Annotated in this window: 12 protein-coding genes; 9 read left to right on the forward strand and 3 right to left on the reverse strand. The window is 49.0% G+C overall.

Translation table 11 applies throughout. The features are described from left to right. The first annotated feature begins 60 nt into the window (after positions 1-60). The 7 genes from BW972_RS08060 to bshB1 all read left to right on the forward strand — a co-directional run bounded on the left by BW972_RS08060 (position 61) and on the right by bshB1 (position 8,251). Positions 61-1,488 carry an LptF/LptG family permease gene (locus BW972_RS08060; protein WP_040574172.1) on the forward strand — a complete coding sequence of 476 codons (1,428 nt, stop codon included), beginning with the start codon at positions 61-63 and terminating at the stop codon, positions 1,486-1,488. A 117-nt stretch (positions 1,489-1,605) separates the two neighbouring features. Next, on the forward strand, positions 1,606-1,881 hold the full coding sequence (rpsO, locus tag BW972_RS08065; protein ID WP_007656434.1) for a 30S ribosomal protein S15: 276 nt from the start codon (positions 1,606-1,608) through the stop codon (positions 1,879-1,881). Positions 1,882-2,028: 147 nt separating this feature from the next. After that, a complete protein-coding gene (locus tag BW972_RS08070; RefSeq protein WP_076421727.1) occupies positions 2,029-4,167 on the forward strand; it encodes a polyribonucleotide nucleotidyltransferase in 2,139 nt (712 codons plus the stop codon). Positions 4,168-4,359: 192 nt separating this feature from the next. After that, positions 4,360-5,223 (forward strand): sigma-70 family RNA polymerase sigma factor, encoded by an 864-nt coding sequence (locus tag BW972_RS08075; protein ID WP_007656436.1) that lies wholly within the window; start codon positions 4,360-4,362, stop codon positions 5,221-5,223. Between the two features lie 165 nt (positions 5,224-5,388). After that, positions 5,389-6,333: a thioredoxin-disulfide reductase gene (trxB, locus tag BW972_RS08080; protein WP_076421728.1), complete on the forward strand. Its 945-nt coding sequence runs from the start codon at positions 5,389-5,391 to the stop codon at positions 6,331-6,333. 135 nt (positions 6,334-6,468) lie between these two features. Further along, positions 6,469-7,518 (forward strand): M23 family metallopeptidase, encoded by a 1,050-nt coding sequence (locus BW972_RS08085; RefSeq protein WP_076421729.1) that lies wholly within the window; start codon positions 6,469-6,471, stop codon positions 7,516-7,518. Between the two features lie 13 nt (positions 7,519-7,531). Continuing rightward, entirely contained in the window at positions 7,532-8,251 is a 720-nt protein-coding gene (bshB1, locus tag BW972_RS08090; RefSeq protein ID WP_007656442.1) for a bacillithiol biosynthesis deacetylase BshB1, read from the forward strand. Positions 8,252-8,328: 77 nt separating this feature from the next. Here bshB1 and accC read toward each other — a convergent pair whose 3' ends face one another. Next, positions 8,329-9,831 (reverse strand): acetyl-CoA carboxylase biotin carboxylase subunit, encoded by a 1,503-nt coding sequence (gene accC, locus BW972_RS08095; protein ID WP_076421730.1) that lies wholly within the window; start codon positions 9,829-9,831, stop codon positions 8,329-8,331. Positions 9,832-10,039: 208 nt separating this feature from the next. On the opposite strand from accC, the gene BW972_RS08100 reads away from it, so the two are divergent. Together BW972_RS08100 and BW972_RS08105 are read left to right on the forward strand one after the other, a co-directional pair. Continuing rightward, positions 10,040-11,278: an aminotransferase class I/II-fold pyridoxal phosphate-dependent enzyme gene (locus BW972_RS08100; RefSeq protein WP_007656444.1), complete on the forward strand. Its 1,239-nt coding sequence runs from the start codon at positions 10,040-10,042 to the stop codon at positions 11,276-11,278. 106 nt (positions 11,279-11,384) lie between these two features. Beyond that, on the forward strand, positions 11,385-11,576 hold the full coding sequence (locus BW972_RS08105; protein WP_007656445.1) for a histone H1: 192 nt from the start codon (positions 11,385-11,387) through the stop codon (positions 11,574-11,576). Positions 11,577-11,654: 78 nt separating this feature from the next. Here the strand turns inward: BW972_RS08105 and tyrS are convergent, their stop codons facing one another. Both tyrS and BW972_RS08115 read right to left on the reverse strand, forming a co-directional pair. Continuing rightward, positions 11,655-12,959 carry a tyrosine--tRNA ligase gene (gene tyrS, locus BW972_RS08110; protein ID WP_076421731.1) on the reverse strand — a complete coding sequence of 435 codons (1,305 nt, stop codon included), beginning with the start codon at positions 12,957-12,959 and terminating at the stop codon, positions 11,655-11,657. 71 nt (positions 12,960-13,030) lie between these two features. Then, the gene (locus BW972_RS08115; protein WP_076421732.1) at positions 13,031-15,607 is read right to left on the reverse strand and encodes a cellulase family glycosylhydrolase; all 2,577 of its coding nucleotides are present in this window, start codon (positions 15,605-15,607) and stop codon (positions 13,031-13,033) included. Between the last annotated feature and the right edge of the window lie 23 nt (positions 15,608-15,630).

A 15,630-nucleotide genomic window follows, 5' to 3' on the forward strand; every position in this document is an offset into this window, starting at 1 on the left:
AAAGTCCGGTGTTAAAGAAAAAAACCGGGATTTTTGATGCCCGCATGCCAATTGGCCCACATGAAGAAACTAGATAAGCTAATACTTAAATCATTTGCCGGACCATTCTTGCTCACGTTTGCCATCGTGGAGTTTATCCTGCTTACGCAGTATATGCTCAAATACCTCGATGAGTTAGTGGGCAAAGACCTTGGTTACGACGTTTTTGCAGAGCTGCTGTTTTACTTCAGCATCAACATGGCGCCTGTTGCACTGCCATTGGCGGTGCTGCTTTCGGCACTGATGACATTTGGTACGCTAGGAGAGCACCACGAGCTCACAGCTATTAAAACGTCAGGTATAGCGCTGCCACGTATTCTGCGTCCGGTTGCCTTTTTTGTGATTTCGCTGTCCATTGGAGCCTTCTTCTTTAACAACTATGTGGTTCCGAAGGCCAACCTGAAGGCCTACAGTCTTTTGTGGGACATCAGGCAGAAAAAGCCTGCCATGAACTTTAAGGAGGGTGCCTTTTACAATGGACTGCCCGGCTACAGCATTAAGATTAACGAGAAGTTAAATGATGGCCGCTCATTGCGTGACATCATGATCTATGATCACTCGAAGGGTGGCAACAATACCACGGTTATACTGGCTGACTCGGGGCAGATGTATACCGAGCACGATGAAAATTACCTGATTCTGGAGCTTTTCAGGGGGAATACCTATGTGGACCAGAACAACGGTGGATTCCGAAATTCGTCTGAGCAGTTCGTGCGGGAGAAGTTTGATGCCACTAAAATCATCTTTAGCCTTGCTTCTTTTGAGTTGGGGCGTACCCGTGAAGAACTCTTCTCTGACAACAAGATGATGAAGAACATTGGGCAACTGACAGCGGTAACGGACTCCCTGCGACGGTCGGGGGTGCGGGAGCGGCAGATGTACGCTCCAAATGTGGACCCGTTCTACATGTACTTCAAGGCAGATACAGGACAGGTGAAAAACGGACTGCCGGTGACCAAGGTGCTGCCTGACTCGGTACACGAGCGGAAGGATCTGTCACCGATTACGGCTGATGTGATGTTGGCAGCAGCAAATAAAGCCCGTAACGTGAAAAGCTTTACAGGTAGCTACAAAGAGCGGGTGACAACACTCAGTCGTGATGCCAACAACTACGAGATTGAGATTTGGCGCAAGTATACCCAGTCATTTGCCATCCTGATCATGTTCCTGATCGGAGCCCCATTGGGTGCTATCATTAAGAAAGGTGGTCTGGGAGTACCCGTGATCATCTCGATCATGTTTTTTATTGTGATGTATGTGCTGGGCATACTTGGGGAGAAATGGGCCAGAGAAGGGCTTGTCTCTGTAGAGGCGGGGATGTGGGGAGCAAACGCTATCCTGCTGCCAATCGGCATGTTTTTCCTGTACCAGGCTCAGAATGACTCCAGCCTGCTGGAAATAGACTTCTGGCGCAAACTCATGACCCGGCTAAAACGCAGCAAAATATAGCCCTCTGTTAAAATAACTCGCCGCAAATAGTTTTTTAATATAGATATTTTATTTAACTTTGCGGCTTATACGGGAAACTATCCACTGAATATAACAGATTGATATTTTTTATACGCAATGAAATTAACTACTGAAGCGAAACAAGAAATTTTTGAGAAGTACAGCCTGACCAAGTCTAAGACTGACACTGGTTCTGCAGAAGGCCAGATCGCGCTGTTCACCACGCGCATTGCTGATCTGACAGAGCACCTGAAAGTTCATAGAAAAGACTTCGGCACTCGCCTTGGACTTCTTAAGCTGGTAGGTAAGAGAAGAAGACTTCTGAACTACCTGCAGAAAAATGACATTGAAAGATACAGAGCGATCATCGCCGAGCTTGGTATCCGTAAATAAGCTTATAGAAAATTAGGGAATTTCTTACAGGGATTCCCTAATTTTTTCTGCCCCCTTTTGTATTTCCCCCTTCCTCTTTGCCAGTACCCTAGCAGCGGCTGCAAACGGTAGCCCTGTTCTATTTGATGCTAAAAACAATAATTGAAGATGTCACAAAACGCGATCACTAAAACAATCATTCTTCCGGATGGCCGGGAGATCATAATCGAAACTGGTAAATTAGCCAAGCAGGCTGACGGATCTGTAGTAGTAAAAATGGGTAACACCATGCTATTGGCAGCCGTTGTTTCTAACAAAGAAGCCCGCGAGGGAGTTGATTTCTTGCCCCTTTCAGTAGACTATCAGGAGAAGTTTGCTTCTTCCGGTAAGATCCCTGGAGGTTTCCTGAAAAGAGAGGCTCGTCTCTCTGACTACGAAATCCTTATTTCGCGCCTGGTAGACCGTATCCTGCGCCCTATGTTCCCGGGTGACTACCATGCCGAAACCCAAATGACTATACACATGATCTCTGCAGACACGGAGATCCTGCCTGACGCACTGGCTGCATTAGCTGCCTCTGCCGCACTGGCAGTTTCTGATATCCCTTTCAACGGTCCTATATCTGAAGTTCGTGTTGCCCGTATCGACGGTCAGCTGGTGATCAACCCGCTGGCTTCTGACCTGCAGCGCGCCGACATCGACATGATCGTTGGTGCTTCTATGGACAGCGTAGCCATGGTGGAAGGTGAAATGAACGAAGTGTCTGAAGAAGAGATGCTCGAAGCAATTGCCTTTGCACACGAAGCGATTAAAGTGCAGTGCCAGGCACAGCTGGAGCTGGCCGAAATGGTAGGCAAGCTGCAGAAGCGTGAGTACTCACACGAAACGCACAACGATGAGTTGCGCCAGAAGGTATACGATGCCACTTACGAGAAAGCTTACGAAGTTGCAAAGCGTGGCCGTGCAAACAAATCTGAGCGTAAAGATGGATTTGCTTCTGTATTGAATGAATTTATCGAATCGCTGGGTGAGGAGCACGAGTTTGACCTTGGTCTGATCAAGACTTACTACCACGATGTAGAGAAAGAAGCGGTTCGCAACATGATCCTGAACGACCGCGTGCGTCTGGATGGTCGTCAGCTCAACGAGATTCGTCCAATCTGGTCAGAAGTAAATTACCTGCCAGCTACCCACGGTTCTGCTGTATTTACCCGTGGTGAAACACAGTCGCTGACAACAGTGACACTTGGTACCAAACTGGACGAGCAGATGATCGACAGTGCGATGGTGTCTGGTTCAAACAAATTCCTGCTGCATTATAACTTCCCTGCCTTCTCTACTGGCGAGGTGAAGCCAAACAGAGGTCCTGGACGTCGTGAGATTGGTCACGGTAACCTGGCACTGCGTGCACTTAAGAAAGTACTTCCAGCTGACGCTGAGAACCCATATACAATCCGTATCGTTTCCGATATTCTGGAGTCGAACGGTTCTTCTTCTATGGCTACCGTATGTGCCGGCTCACTGGCACTCATGGATGCAGGTGTTCCTGTAAAGGATGCCGTGTCAGGTATTGCGATGGGTCTGATCACAGATGAGAAGACAGGCAACTTTGCCGTTCTTTCTGATATCCTGGGTGATGAAGACCACCTGGGTGACATGGACTTTAAAGTAGCTGGTACCAGCAAAGGTATCACGGCTTGCCAGATGGACATTAAAGTACAGGGCTTGTCACACGAAGTGTTGAGCCAGGCTTTGGCCCAGGCAAAAGACGGTCGTCTGCACATTCTCGGTGAGATGAACAAGACAATCTCAGCCCCGGCTGCAGACTACAAGCCACATACGCCACGTTCATTCAACATGGTGATCGACAAGGAGTTCATTGGTGCTGTAATCGGACCAGGTGGTAAAGTGATCCAGCAAATCCAGAAAGACACTGGTGCTACGATCATCATCGAGGAGAAGAACGAGAAAGGTCATGTGAACATTTTCGCCAGCAACCAGGATTCTATGAACAGTGCCGTGAGCAAGGTCAAAGCGATCGTGGCGCAGCCTGAGATAGGAGAGGTATACATTGGTAAAGTGAAATCGATTCAGCCTTACGGTGCTTTCGTAGAGTTCATGGCAGGCAAAGATGGTTTGCTGCACATTTCAGAGATCAAGCACGAACGCCTCGAAACGATGGATGGTGTGTTGGAGATCGGCGAAGAAGTGAAAGTGAAACTCATCGACGTTGATAAGAAAACAGGTAAATTTAAGCTTTCCCGTAAGGCTATTTTACCAAAGCCGGGCGCTGAAGCGCAACAATAATCAAACTTTTTAATACTCCTGATGCCCGTTCCGTATAAGGCGGAGTGGTGTCAGGAGTATTATGTTTTGCTGTCGCGTACTAGCTTCTTGATTTTATTCTTAAAATGTAAGAACTTTGCGCGATTTTCTGATGTTACCACTCCGAGCCCGGAATTAAGATTTTCACATTTTTTGTAATAACAACATACTCTGATGAGACAACTCAAGATAAGCAAACAGATCACCAACCGCGAAAGCCAGTCGCTGGACAAGTACCTTCAGGAGATTGGTAAAGTTGATTTGCTTACACCAGATGAGGAGGTATCGCTTGCTCAGAGGATCAAAGAGGGAGATCAGTTTGCACTTGAGAAATTAACGAAAGCCAACCTGCGTTTCGTTGTGTCGGTTGCCAAGCAGTATCAGAATCAGGGCCTTTCACTGGGCGACCTTATCAACGAAGGTAACCTTGGTCTGATCAAAGCTGCCAAGCGCTTCGACGAAACAAGAGGTTTCAAATTCATCTCATATGCAGTTTGGTGGATCCGTCAGTCTATTCTGCAGGCTTTGGCCGAGCAGTCTCGTATTGTGCGTCTGCCGCTGAACCGTGTTGGTTCTCTTAACAAGATCTCTAAGTCATTCTCTGAACTGGAGCAGAAATTTGAGCGTGAGCCTTCTCCGGAAGAGATCGCGGAGGTACTGGAGTTGACAACCGCTGAGGTTGTAGATACGCTTAAGATCTCTGGACGCCACGTCTCTGTAGATGCTCCGTTCGTGCAGGGCGAGGAAAACCGCCTGCTGGACGTGCTGGAGAATGAAGACGAAGAATCACCTGACACTGGTTTGATGAACGATTCGCTTCGCAAAGAAGTGCAGCGCGCACTCTCGACCCTTACCAAGCGTGAGGCCGACGTGATTACGCTTTACTTCGGCCTGAACGGTGAGCATTCACTGACACTCGAGGAGATCGGGGAGAAGTTCAACCTGACCCGTGAGCGGGTACGCCAGATCAAGGAGAAAGCCATCCGCAGACTGCGTCATACATCCAGAAGCAAGGCACTGAAGCCTTACCTGGGTTAAGCAATAGTAACATGACAAAGAGCCCTGTCCGTAAGGTCAGGGCTCTTTGCATTTGAGGCTATGCCGGCACGCTGTCTGCCGTGTTCAGGCTAATTAACATAGGAAGTATGCAGGCAGAGCATGAGAATTTTTGTATACTTGCAACCAATTTCGATAAAGCACTACATGAACATGGAAATAGAAAAAGTAAAATGCCTGATCATCGGTTCAGGTCCCGCTGGGTATACAGCAGCTATATATGCTTCCCGTGCCGGATTGAACCCTGTTTTGTATCAGGGATTGCAGCCTGGTGGTCAGCTTACCATTACCAATGATGTAGAAAACTACCCTGGCTACCCAGATGGCATTAACGGTCCTCAGATGATGGAGGACTTTAAGCGTCAGGCGGAGCGTTTCGGTACAGATGTAAGGTATGGCATTGCAACTGCCGTAGATTTTTCGTCTCAGCCGCACAAAGTGACCATTGACGATCAGAAAGTAATTGAGGCACATACCGTGATCATCTCAACTGGTGCATCTGCCAAGTGGTTGGGCATGGAGTCAGAAGCCCGCCTGAACGGTAATGGCGTGAGTGCCTGTGCCGTTTGCGATGGATTCTTTTACCGTGGACAGGACGTGGCCATTGTAGGCGCCGGCGACACGGCGGCTGAGGAGGCAACCTACCTTTCCAACATCTGCAACAAGGTATACATGATCGTGCGACGTGACGAAATGCGTGCGTCCACCATCATGCAGGAGCGTGTTAAGAAAACCAAGAACATTGAAATTCTCTGGAACTCTGTGACTGATGAGATCTTGGGCGAAGAGGTAGTAGATGCAGTCCGTGTACGAAATGTACTCACCGACGAGCTGCGCGAAATTCCTGTTAAGGGCTTTTTCGTGGCGATCGGGCACAAGCCTAACTCCGATATCTTTGCAGATTACCTGAACCTGGACGAGAACGGTTATATCCGTACCATTCCGGGAACAAGCAAAACCAATATTGACGGGGTGTTTGCCTGCGGTGATGTGCAGGACTTTACCTACCGCCAGGCTGTGACAGCTGCCGGTTCAGGTTGTATGGCTGCGCTGGACGCCGAACGGTATCTGGCTGCTCAGGATTTGCACTAAAAATCACCTACATATCAAGCCTGCCAAGCATATTCTTTCTAGTTTGGTAAGGACTGACCACAATAAAATGGCGTTGCTGCAGTTAGTTTTGCGAGTTTGAGCTTATGAACGCGGCCCCGCCAAATATCCAATATAATGCTAAAGTATAAAGCACCCCTTACGATTGCACTCTTTTTGCTCTGTCTTATAGCCGGGACGGACAGTGCCTTTGCTCAGGGTAAGGTCAAGGATCTATTTAAGGTAAAATCGCCTAAGATAGATTATGTTCGGCCTGACACCACTATTCTGATTAAGTACGAGGAGTTTCCGGAAGATGAATCGGATGCAGGCAAATCGATCTTCTTTAACCCGAAGCGAGAGCTTTCGATTGTTAGTGAAGATACTTCAGAGCTTGACTTAGGGGAGCAGCATATCGTGGAAGTATCGGAGGAGGTGCTGATCGACTCTGCCTGGATCAAGATAGCAGGTTACTATGCCATCTGGGATACCCGTAACATCAACCCGTACCGGATGGATGGGCGTCAGCTCAAAGATACAGTGGATATCACCTTATACGACCCGAGATCCAACCGTGATTATAAAATGCCTTTGGAAAAGACACCTGTCACAAGCCGTTTCGGACATAGGGGGTATCGCTGGCATTACGGTACTGATATTGACCTGAACACCGGCGACTCCATTTATGCCGCCTTTGACGGGGTGGTACGCATCAACAAGTGGGATGGCGGAGGTTATGGTAACTACATTGTGCTGCGCCATTACAACGGCCTGGAGACCCTCTACGGGCACATGAGTAAAACCATCGCAGAGACGGGACAGTTTGTAAAAGCCGGTGAAGTGATTGGTTTAGGTGGTAGCACCGGTCGAAGCTCCGGTCCCCACCTGCACTATGAAGTGCGCTACCAGGGCAATCCACTTGATCCGGAGCTGATGTATGACTTCCCTGACTATCTCCTCAAAGGACAGAGCTTCGTTATCACCTCTGCCTTGTTCAACTATTATAACAGGGCAAAGGGCAGTAGCAGCAGCGGCTCCCGCAAAGCTTCTTATCACAAAGTGCGAAGCGGCGATACCCTGTCAGGTATAGCAAAGCGCTACGGTGTGTCTGTGAGCCAGATAACCAAACTGAACGGCATCAGTACGCGTACCACCCTGAAGGTCGGGCGTTCGCTTCGAATCAAATAAGAAAAAATTGAAAATGAAATTAGATATACTTGCCTTTGCCTCACACCCGGATGATGTAGAGCTTGGGTGTGCGGGTACACTGATAGCCCATATCGCCGCTGGCAAAAAGGCTGGGGTGGTGGACCTGACACGTGGTGAACTCGGTACGAGGGGCACACCTGCTGAGCGGGTGGCCGAAGCAGAGGAAGCCGCCAGGATCATGGGCCTCTCTGTTCGTGACAACCTTGGCTTTGCAGATGGATTTTTCGCCAACGACAAGGAGCACCAGTTGCAGATTGTGCGCAAGGTGCGCCAGTACCAACCTGATATCGTACTGATGAATGCGCTGCACGACAGGCACCCGGACCATGGTCGCGGAGCGGCCGTAGTAGCTGAAGCTTGCTTCCTGGCTGGTCTGAAGATGATCAAGACTTTAGGTGATGATGGTTTAGAGCAGCAGGCCTGGAGACCGAAGGCAATGTACAACTTCATTCAGGACCGCTACATCAAGCCTGACTTTGTGATGGATGTGACGCCTCATTGGGAAAAGAAAATTGAAACCATCCGAGCCTTCAGAACGCAGTTCTATAATCCTGATGATAACTCTCCGAATACCTACATCTCGTCACCGGAGTTCCTGGATTTTATCGAAGCCAGGGCTCGTGAGTATGGGCATGCAATTGGGGTAACCTTTGGTGAGGGCTTTACATCTGCCAAGCAGGTAGGGGTGCGCAACCTGTTTGATCTGATTTAATTCCCATAATAAGTATACAAGCAGAAGGGGCCGGTCATATGACCGGCCCCTTCTGTTATTTTAGAATAAGCTATACCTTATTTTACTCTGTTTTTGCGCCAGTTAGAAACCGTGCCATTTTGGGTGCCGGTGCTCGACGCACTTGCTTTAGGCTTGTTGTTTCCTAGCAGCATAGCGGCCAGTACTGCAGCTATTTCATCTGCGTCTTCGGTTGGTTTTGGCTCCAGTACGCTTGGGCTAAAGTAGCGCTCAATGAATTTGGTGTCGAAATTGCCTGAAACAAAGGCTTCGTGCTGCAGCACAAATGTGCCAAAAGGAAGGGTCGTCTCTATACCTGTGATCTTGTATTCATCAATGGCGCGCAGCATTTTCTCAATGGCTTCCTGGCGGTCTTTTCCGAAGGTAACCAGTTTTGCGATCATCGGGTCATAGTAGATCGGAATGTCCATGCCTTGCTCGAAGCCATCGTCTACGCGCACACCAAGCCCTTGTGGACGAACGTAAGTTTCCAAACGGCCGATATCTGGCAGGAAGTTGTTGGCAGGATCTTCGGCATATACCCGTAGTTCCAGTGCATGGCCGTTTATGGTCAGGTCTTCCTGGCGAAAGCTGAGCGGATTGCCCTCTGCAATTAATATCTGCTCTTTAACCAGGTCCAGACCCGTGATCTGCTCTGTTACCGGATGCTCTACCTGCAGACGGGTGTTCATTTCCAGGAAGTAGAAGTTCAGGTTCTCATCTACCAGGAACTCTACTGTACCGGCACCCACGTAGTCGCAGGCTTTGGCCACATCCACGGCGCATCGGCCCATTTCATCGCGAAGTTCGGGCGTGAGGACAGCAGAAGGAGCTTCTTCGATCACTTTCTGGTGACGACGTTGAATAGAACACTCTCTCTCAAAAAGATGGACGATGTTGCCGTGCGTATCGCCTAGTACCTGTATTTCGATGTGACGGGGAGAGCCAATGTATTTTTCGATGAAGACAGAGCCGTCGCCAAAAGCAGATGTTGCTTCGCTCACAGCTAGTTTCATTTGCTCTTCAAAAACATCCACGCTTTCCACTACACGCATACCTTTACCGCCACCACCGGCACTGGCCTTGATCAGGATCGGGAAACCTACATTTGAAGCAATTTCCTTGGCTTCTTCCACATCCGAAATAGCCTCTTCAGTGCCCGGTACCATCGGGATTTTGTATTTGGCAACAGCGGCTTTGGCGGCCAGCTTACTTCCCATCAGCTCAATGGCTTCAGGTGAGGGACCGATAAAGATCAGACCTGCCTCCTGCACTTTACGTGCAAAATTTGCGTTCTCAGAAAGAAAGCCATAGCCTGGATGGATCGCATCAACCTGCAGGCGCTTGCATACATCAATGATGACATCACCCCGCAGGTATGATTCATTTGACTTGGGTCCACCTACGCAAACAGCTTCGTCAGCGTAGCGTACATGCAGGGCGTTGCGGTCGGCCTCGCTGTAGATGGCTACTGTGCTGATACCCATTTCTTTGGCGGAACGCATCACACGCAGCGCTATTTCACCACGGTTTGCTACCAGTATCTTCTTGATTTTTCTCATGCAGGAGCTAAGCTTTATTTTCTTCAAAGAAACAGTATAACAGGCAAACTTAAAAATGAGCACCCGAAAAAGGAGCGGTAGGAGTATTAGAAATTGTTTATGAATCTATAAAATCATAAATTTGCAGGCATTATACTTAGAACTGAATATATAGTATAACTAGCTATATAAGAACCTTAAATTATCCCGAAACTTAATTAAACACAAGGTGGATTTATTTGAAAAGTTGTTGACCAACAGAGGTCCGTTAGGCAGCCACTCACATTATGCGCATGGCTATTTCACGTTTCCAAAGCTTGAGGGGGAGATCGCTCCGCGCATGAAGTTCAGGGGCAAGGAGGTACTTACCTGGAGCCTTAACAACTACCTGGGTCTGGCTAATCACCCGGAAGTGCGTAAAGCTGACGCTGAAGCCGCTGCTGAGTGGGGTATGGCCTACCCGATGGGTGCCCGTATTATGTCCGGTAACTCAAACATGCACGAAAAGCTGGAGTCTGACCTGGCTGAATTTGTGCAGAAGCCTGACGCCCTGTTGTTGAACTTCGGTTACCAAGGTGTTGTGTCGATCATTGATGCGCTGGTGGATCGCCATGATGTGATCGTTTACGACGCAGAATCGCACGCTTGTATCATTGACGGTGTACGTCTGCACCAAGGCAAGCGCTTTGTTTACGCTCACAACGACATGGCAAGCCTTGAAAAGCAATTGGAGCGTGCTACACGCTGGGCTGAAAATACAGGCGGGGCCATTCTAGTGATCACTGAAGGCGTATTTGGTATGTCTGGTAACCTGGGCAAACTGAAAGAAGTGGTTGACCTGAAGAAAAAATTCCAGTTTAGACTACTGGTTGACGACGCACATGGTTTTGGTACCATGGGTAAGACCGGTGCCGGTACAGGTGAGCATCTGGGTGTGCAGGACGGTATCGACGTATACTTCTCTACTTTTGCCAAGTCTATGGCCAGCATCGGTGCCTTCGTGGCTGCTGATGAGCAGGTGGTAGAGTACCTGCGCTACAACATGCGCTCCCAGATCTTTGCCAAGTCGCTTCCTATGCCGTTGACAGTTGGTGCTATCAAGCGTTTGGAATTGCTGCGCACGCAGCCAGAGCTGAAGGACAAATTGTGGGAGGTGGTAAATGCACTGCAGACTGGTCTTCGCGGAAAAGGCTTCAATATCGGTACAACTGAGTCGCCAGTAACGCCAGTATTCCTGAACGGTCAGATTCCTGATGCTACCCAGCTGACACTGGATCTTCGTGAGAACTACAACATCTTCTGTTCTATCGTGGTGTATCCGGTAGTGCCGAAGGATGTGATCATGCTGCGTCTTATCCCAACTGCCGTGCACACGCTCGATGATGTGAAGGAGACGATCGATGCATTTGAAAAGATTGCACAAAAACTAGATAAAGGTCTATACTCAAAGGCCTCTGTGTCCGCTTAAGTTGATTTAAAGGCATATATTAAAGTTTGCTAATCTTTGCATGTTATCATTTAATGTGTATATTGGAGCAGTAAAAACAAATGTTTCACTATAATAAACACCTCAAATGAACAACAACTTTGGCAAACTCAAGGACCTTGTAATGTCGTTGGAAGCTGACTTCGAAAAATTCTACGACAAGAACAATGCAGCTGCCGGTACTCGCGTACGTAAAGGCATGCAGGACCTGAAAAACATGGCTCAGGACATCCGTAAGGAAGTTCAGGACATGAAAAACAGCACTACTGAGAAGAAATAAGTAACTGTTTAAGCAATAGCAACAAAAAAGGTGATCTGAAAAGATCACCTTTTTTGTTTATAAGTAACTGTTAATTAGTTAGTTAACTGACACTAGGAAATAGTTTTTCTTTCCTTTCTGAATGACCAGGTATTTCTCCTGTAGCAGCTCGTAGTTTACTGGCTCTTCCGTGCCCTGAATTTTCTGACGGTTGATACTGACGCCTCCATTCTTGATCATGCGCTTGGCTTCGCCCTTCGATTCGAAAATCTGGCCTCCCGTCACGTCAGAAAGTAAATCGCTTACCGTAGCTGCTCCTTCGTAGTTTCCACGGCTTACTTCTATTTGCGGTACGCCTTCGAAAACAGATAGCAAAACATCCTCTTTTAGGCCTTTTAGCGTCTCTAAATCGCCTTTTCCAAATAAAATTTCAGATGCATCTACTGCTGAATTGTAGTCTTCTTCGGAATGAACGCGAATTGTAACATCTTTAGCCAGGGCTTTTTGCAGTACACGCAGGTGAGGAGCCTGTTTGTGCTCTTCCGTCAGGCGTTCAATTTCGTCCTGTGGCAGTAGCGTATATACCTTGATCAGCTTCTCAGCCTCTTCATCCGACAGGTTGAGCCAGAACTGGTAAAACTTGTAAGGTGAGGTATAAGCCGGGTCGAGCCATACGTTACCACCCTCGGACTTGCCAAATTTAGTACCATCCGATTTGGTCACCAATTTACCTACCAGTGCGAAAGCTTTGCCATCGTCGATACGGCGGATCAACTCAGTACCTGTGGTGATATTTCCCCACTGGTCAGAGGCGCCCATTTGCAGACGCACGTTCTTGTTCTTGTACAGATGGTAAAAATCGTAGCCTTGTATAAGCTGGTAAGAGAATTCAGTAAAGGAAAGACCTTCAGCACGGTTGCCTTCTTCGTCTGCGCTGATACGCTTCTTCACCGAGTCCTTGGCCATCATGTAGTTCACGGTAAGGTGCTTGCCTACTTCACGCAGGAAGCCCAGGAAGCTGAACTCTTTAAACCAATCGTAGTTGTTCACGATCTCGGCAGCGTTGTCGCCGCAATTGAAGTCCAGGAATTTCTCAAGCTGCTTGCGTATACCTGCCTGGTTGGCCTGCAAGGTCGCTTCGTCCAACAGATTGCGCTCCGCTGATTTGCCCGATGGGTCGCCAATCATGCCGGTGGCACCGCCTACCAGCGCGATTGGCTTGTGGCCCGCACGCTGCAGATGCACCAGCAGCATAATGGTGGCCAGGTTGCCGATGTGCAGGGAGGACGCCGTCGGGTCAAAACCGATGTAGCCCGTTGTCATGCCAGAAGCAAGCTGTTCTTCTGTACCAGGCATGAAATCGTGGAGCATGCCTCTCCATCTTAATTCTTCTATCAGATTCATGTAAGCCTAAAAAATCGTCTGTTCAGGGCAAATATAGGAAAGAGTTGGCAGAATAGCGGTCTCTCATCCGCTTAACGGCTAAGCCAAACCGAGGCTACCTCGAAGGTATAAGGCTGTTCAAATGCTTCAGGCGCTATACCTACCCCAATGGAAACCTCTATTTTCTCGACCTGGCTAAGATCAAATTTTCCAGCAGAGGCGGATTTAAAGCGGAAAGGATGGAAACCAGGGTATGGCCTTGGCAGCAGGATAAAACTATCCGGCTGGAGTGATTCCAGTGGTATCTCAATATTCTGCTGTTGCTGATTGAGCTTTACTGTGGTGGAATAGGCCGCTGCGTCTTTGGTGATCAAGGTAACTTTCATTTGCAAGGGTGCACTTTTTTCTGTCCGTGCCTTCACTACGATACGCTTGAAACCCCCTAGCTCAGCTTGCCTGTTCTGCAACTTATCGCCGACGAAGTGCTGCCAGGCAATAAGAGGTTCACCTTCTTTTAAGTTCGGTCGACTCAGTCTGATCGCCATTTGACCCGGTGTTTCAGTTGTAATGAGTTGTCGCTCCTCCGGGCGCCATAGATTCGGATATACCATTAAGTTACGGTCCTGAGCAGCATTGAACAGTTCCAGCGCACTGTTTTCGGCGGCTACCCGTATCTGCCAGTAGTCCTGCTGGTAAAAGTCCCAGGCATGGGGATTGCCTTTGTGCCCGCCGGGGAAGGTGGTGTAGTCATCCTGTCCTTTCTGCACCGAAATACGGTACTGCACCAACCCAGGCGTCAGGATATCGGCTGGCACCTCAGCTTGCCAGGTATACGCATTCTTCTCCTGCATCTCAATTGTTTTCCAAACGCCGGAAAAGTTGTTCATCAGCAGTGTCACCTTGTCACCGGACGCTATACCTGCTAATACAGCGTTGATAGATAGTGACTTGTTAGCTGTTACTTCCTGCTTTGGTTGATGGAATACGGTAGGGGCATCAGACCTTGGCTGTGGAGCAACAAACTCCCCAAGCTGCAAGTTGTGAAGGCTGCTTTGGCTTTGTTTATACCTTTTGCCGCTTCTGGTTAGCAGGTAGGTACCCGGCTGTATGGTGAAATTTCCCCGGGAAGCTTTCGTGCTATACCTGTTGCCTTCATTTAATGCATCAACGGTAAAGGTCTCTCCCAGATCACGGAGACGCACCTGCATGGTATGAGCTCGCCACTGTATGCGGACTACCTCTTTCTGCGGCGAAGCCTTCGCGAAGGGATCGCTGACAGGTATAGCATCGGACATCACTTCGAGCCGCCATACCCCGTTCTCCAGCTTGTCCAGGAAGTAGGCGCCGCGGCCACCATAGTGCACAACAGGGGAATTGCCTACACCTGCCAATCGTAGCAGCTTGTTAGGACTTACAGGGGTAGTGCTTGTCGGGCCGGCGTGATAAAACTCCTGTGGTGTATTCATCTCACTCAGCTGTTGCTTGTGGCTCACCCGGAAGGCATCGAAAACGCTGTCAGCAGGGTAGGAGCCGTAGTTTTTCAATCGTGGCAGTTTCTGGAAAGCTTTCGAGGCAATCAACAGACTGATGGCTTTTTCGGGGGTATAGGCCAGATTGACGTAGTGTGTCTGGTACTCGGTGTTGGCATAAGCTGTTGCCATGGGGTCGTAGGCGAACTGCGTGGCCCACTGAAATCCCGCATCCCTAAAGCTGCGGGCCATCGCCGGGTACATGGTTGGAGAGGTGATATCTCCTGCGTCGAACTCGTAGACCATGCGGGCTTTGCCAGTAAAGGCAGGTATGGTGTCGAATGGGATGCTATACCTGTCCACATGGGGCAGGTAATTGCCCTGCAAGGTGCGGTTCGCCACCAACCCAGTCGGGTACCACTGAAAGCTTACCCCGTCGATGTTGGCTTTGGCTACCGCATCGGCGTAACGCGGTGATTCGCTGATGTTGTAGAAGATCGGTTTGGTCCAGCCTGTGCCACGAATGGCTTTCACCATACGGTTGACGTATTCCGTAGCCCGCTCTTTCGGACCGGTGTGGTGCGGTTCGTTGTTCACCTCCGCTGCGATCACATCGGGGTCGTCCTGGTAAGAGGTCTTGGTATAAGGGTTAACATGCTGAAAAAACTGCTTCAGGTAGCGTTCCTGCGCTTTGAAAGCGGCCTCTTCCGTTACGGCCTGCTGCTTGTTGTAAATACTCGAGAAGCCGCCTGTTTTGTAATCCGGCTCGGGGTAACCAGGGCCCCAGAAAGCAATAGGCGTGATCAGGACTTTTATGTTCCGCTCCTTCAGCTTGTAGATCAGGTAGTCAAACAGGCGCAAGTGTTCGTTCTCCAGCAAATTACCCAGCGAGTCGCTGATTTCGGTATCCCAGACGTGTACCCGAAAGGCATTGAACCCAAGCCGCGCCATGTGGTAGACATCCTGGTCAATAGCTTTTTCAGGGTCTATACCTAAAGCTTTGTGTGAACGATAGCCATAGGCGAAGGGAACCGTGTAATTGACACCGAAAAAATTAGCCTCGGCATTGCCTTTCTGCCAGCGCAGCACACCTTGTTTGTCAACATACACGGGGTTAGTGGCTTGCCCATGGGCTGTCAGACTGGTACCCAACCAGATCAGTAGAAGCAGGGCTATACCTGACCGAAGACTGAATTGCATAGTTTTCTTTCCTGTTGATGTGT

Source organism: Pontibacter lucknowensis, assembly GCF_900156415.1.
GTDB lineage: Bacteria > Bacteroidota > Bacteroidia > Cytophagales > Hymenobacteraceae > Pontibacter > Pontibacter lucknowensis.

What these genes read in the sequence shown, in the direction of transcription:
- BW972_RS08060 (WP_040574172.1), top strand. Translation starts at nt 61, where the DNA reads ATGAAGAAACTAGATAAGCTAATACTTAAATCATTTGCCGGACCATTC.
- rpsO (WP_007656434.1), top strand. Translation starts at nt 1,606, where the DNA reads ATGAAATTAACTACTGAAGCGAAACAAGAAATTTTTGAGAAGTACAGC.
- BW972_RS08070 (WP_076421727.1), top strand. Translation starts at nt 2,029, where the DNA reads ATGTCACAAAACGCGATCACTAAAACAATCATTCTTCCGGATGGCCGG.
- BW972_RS08075 (WP_007656436.1), top strand. Translation starts at nt 4,360, where the DNA reads ATGAGACAACTCAAGATAAGCAAACAGATCACCAACCGCGAAAGCCAG.
- trxB (WP_076421728.1), top strand. Translation starts at nt 5,389, where the DNA reads ATGAACATGGAAATAGAAAAAGTAAAATGCCTGATCATCGGTTCAGGT.
- BW972_RS08085 (WP_076421729.1), top strand. Translation starts at nt 6,469, where the DNA reads ATGCTAAAGTATAAAGCACCCCTTACGATTGCACTCTTTTTGCTCTGT.
- bshB1 (WP_007656442.1), top strand. Translation starts at nt 7,532, where the DNA reads ATGAAATTAGATATACTTGCCTTTGCCTCACACCCGGATGATGTAGAG.
- accC (WP_076421730.1), bottom strand. Translation starts at nt 9,831, where the DNA reads ATGAGAAAAATCAAGAAGATACTGGTAGCAAACCGTGGTGAAATAGCG.
- BW972_RS08105 (WP_007656445.1), top strand. Translation starts at nt 11,385, where the DNA reads ATGAACAACAACTTTGGCAAACTCAAGGACCTTGTAATGTCGTTGGAA.
- tyrS (WP_076421731.1), bottom strand. Translation starts at nt 12,959, where the DNA reads ATGAATCTGATAGAAGAATTAAGATGGAGAGGCATGCTCCACGATTTC.
- BW972_RS08115 (WP_076421732.1), bottom strand. Translation starts at nt 15,607, where the DNA reads ATGCAATTCAGTCTTCGGTCAGGTATAGCCCTGCTTCTACTGATCTGG.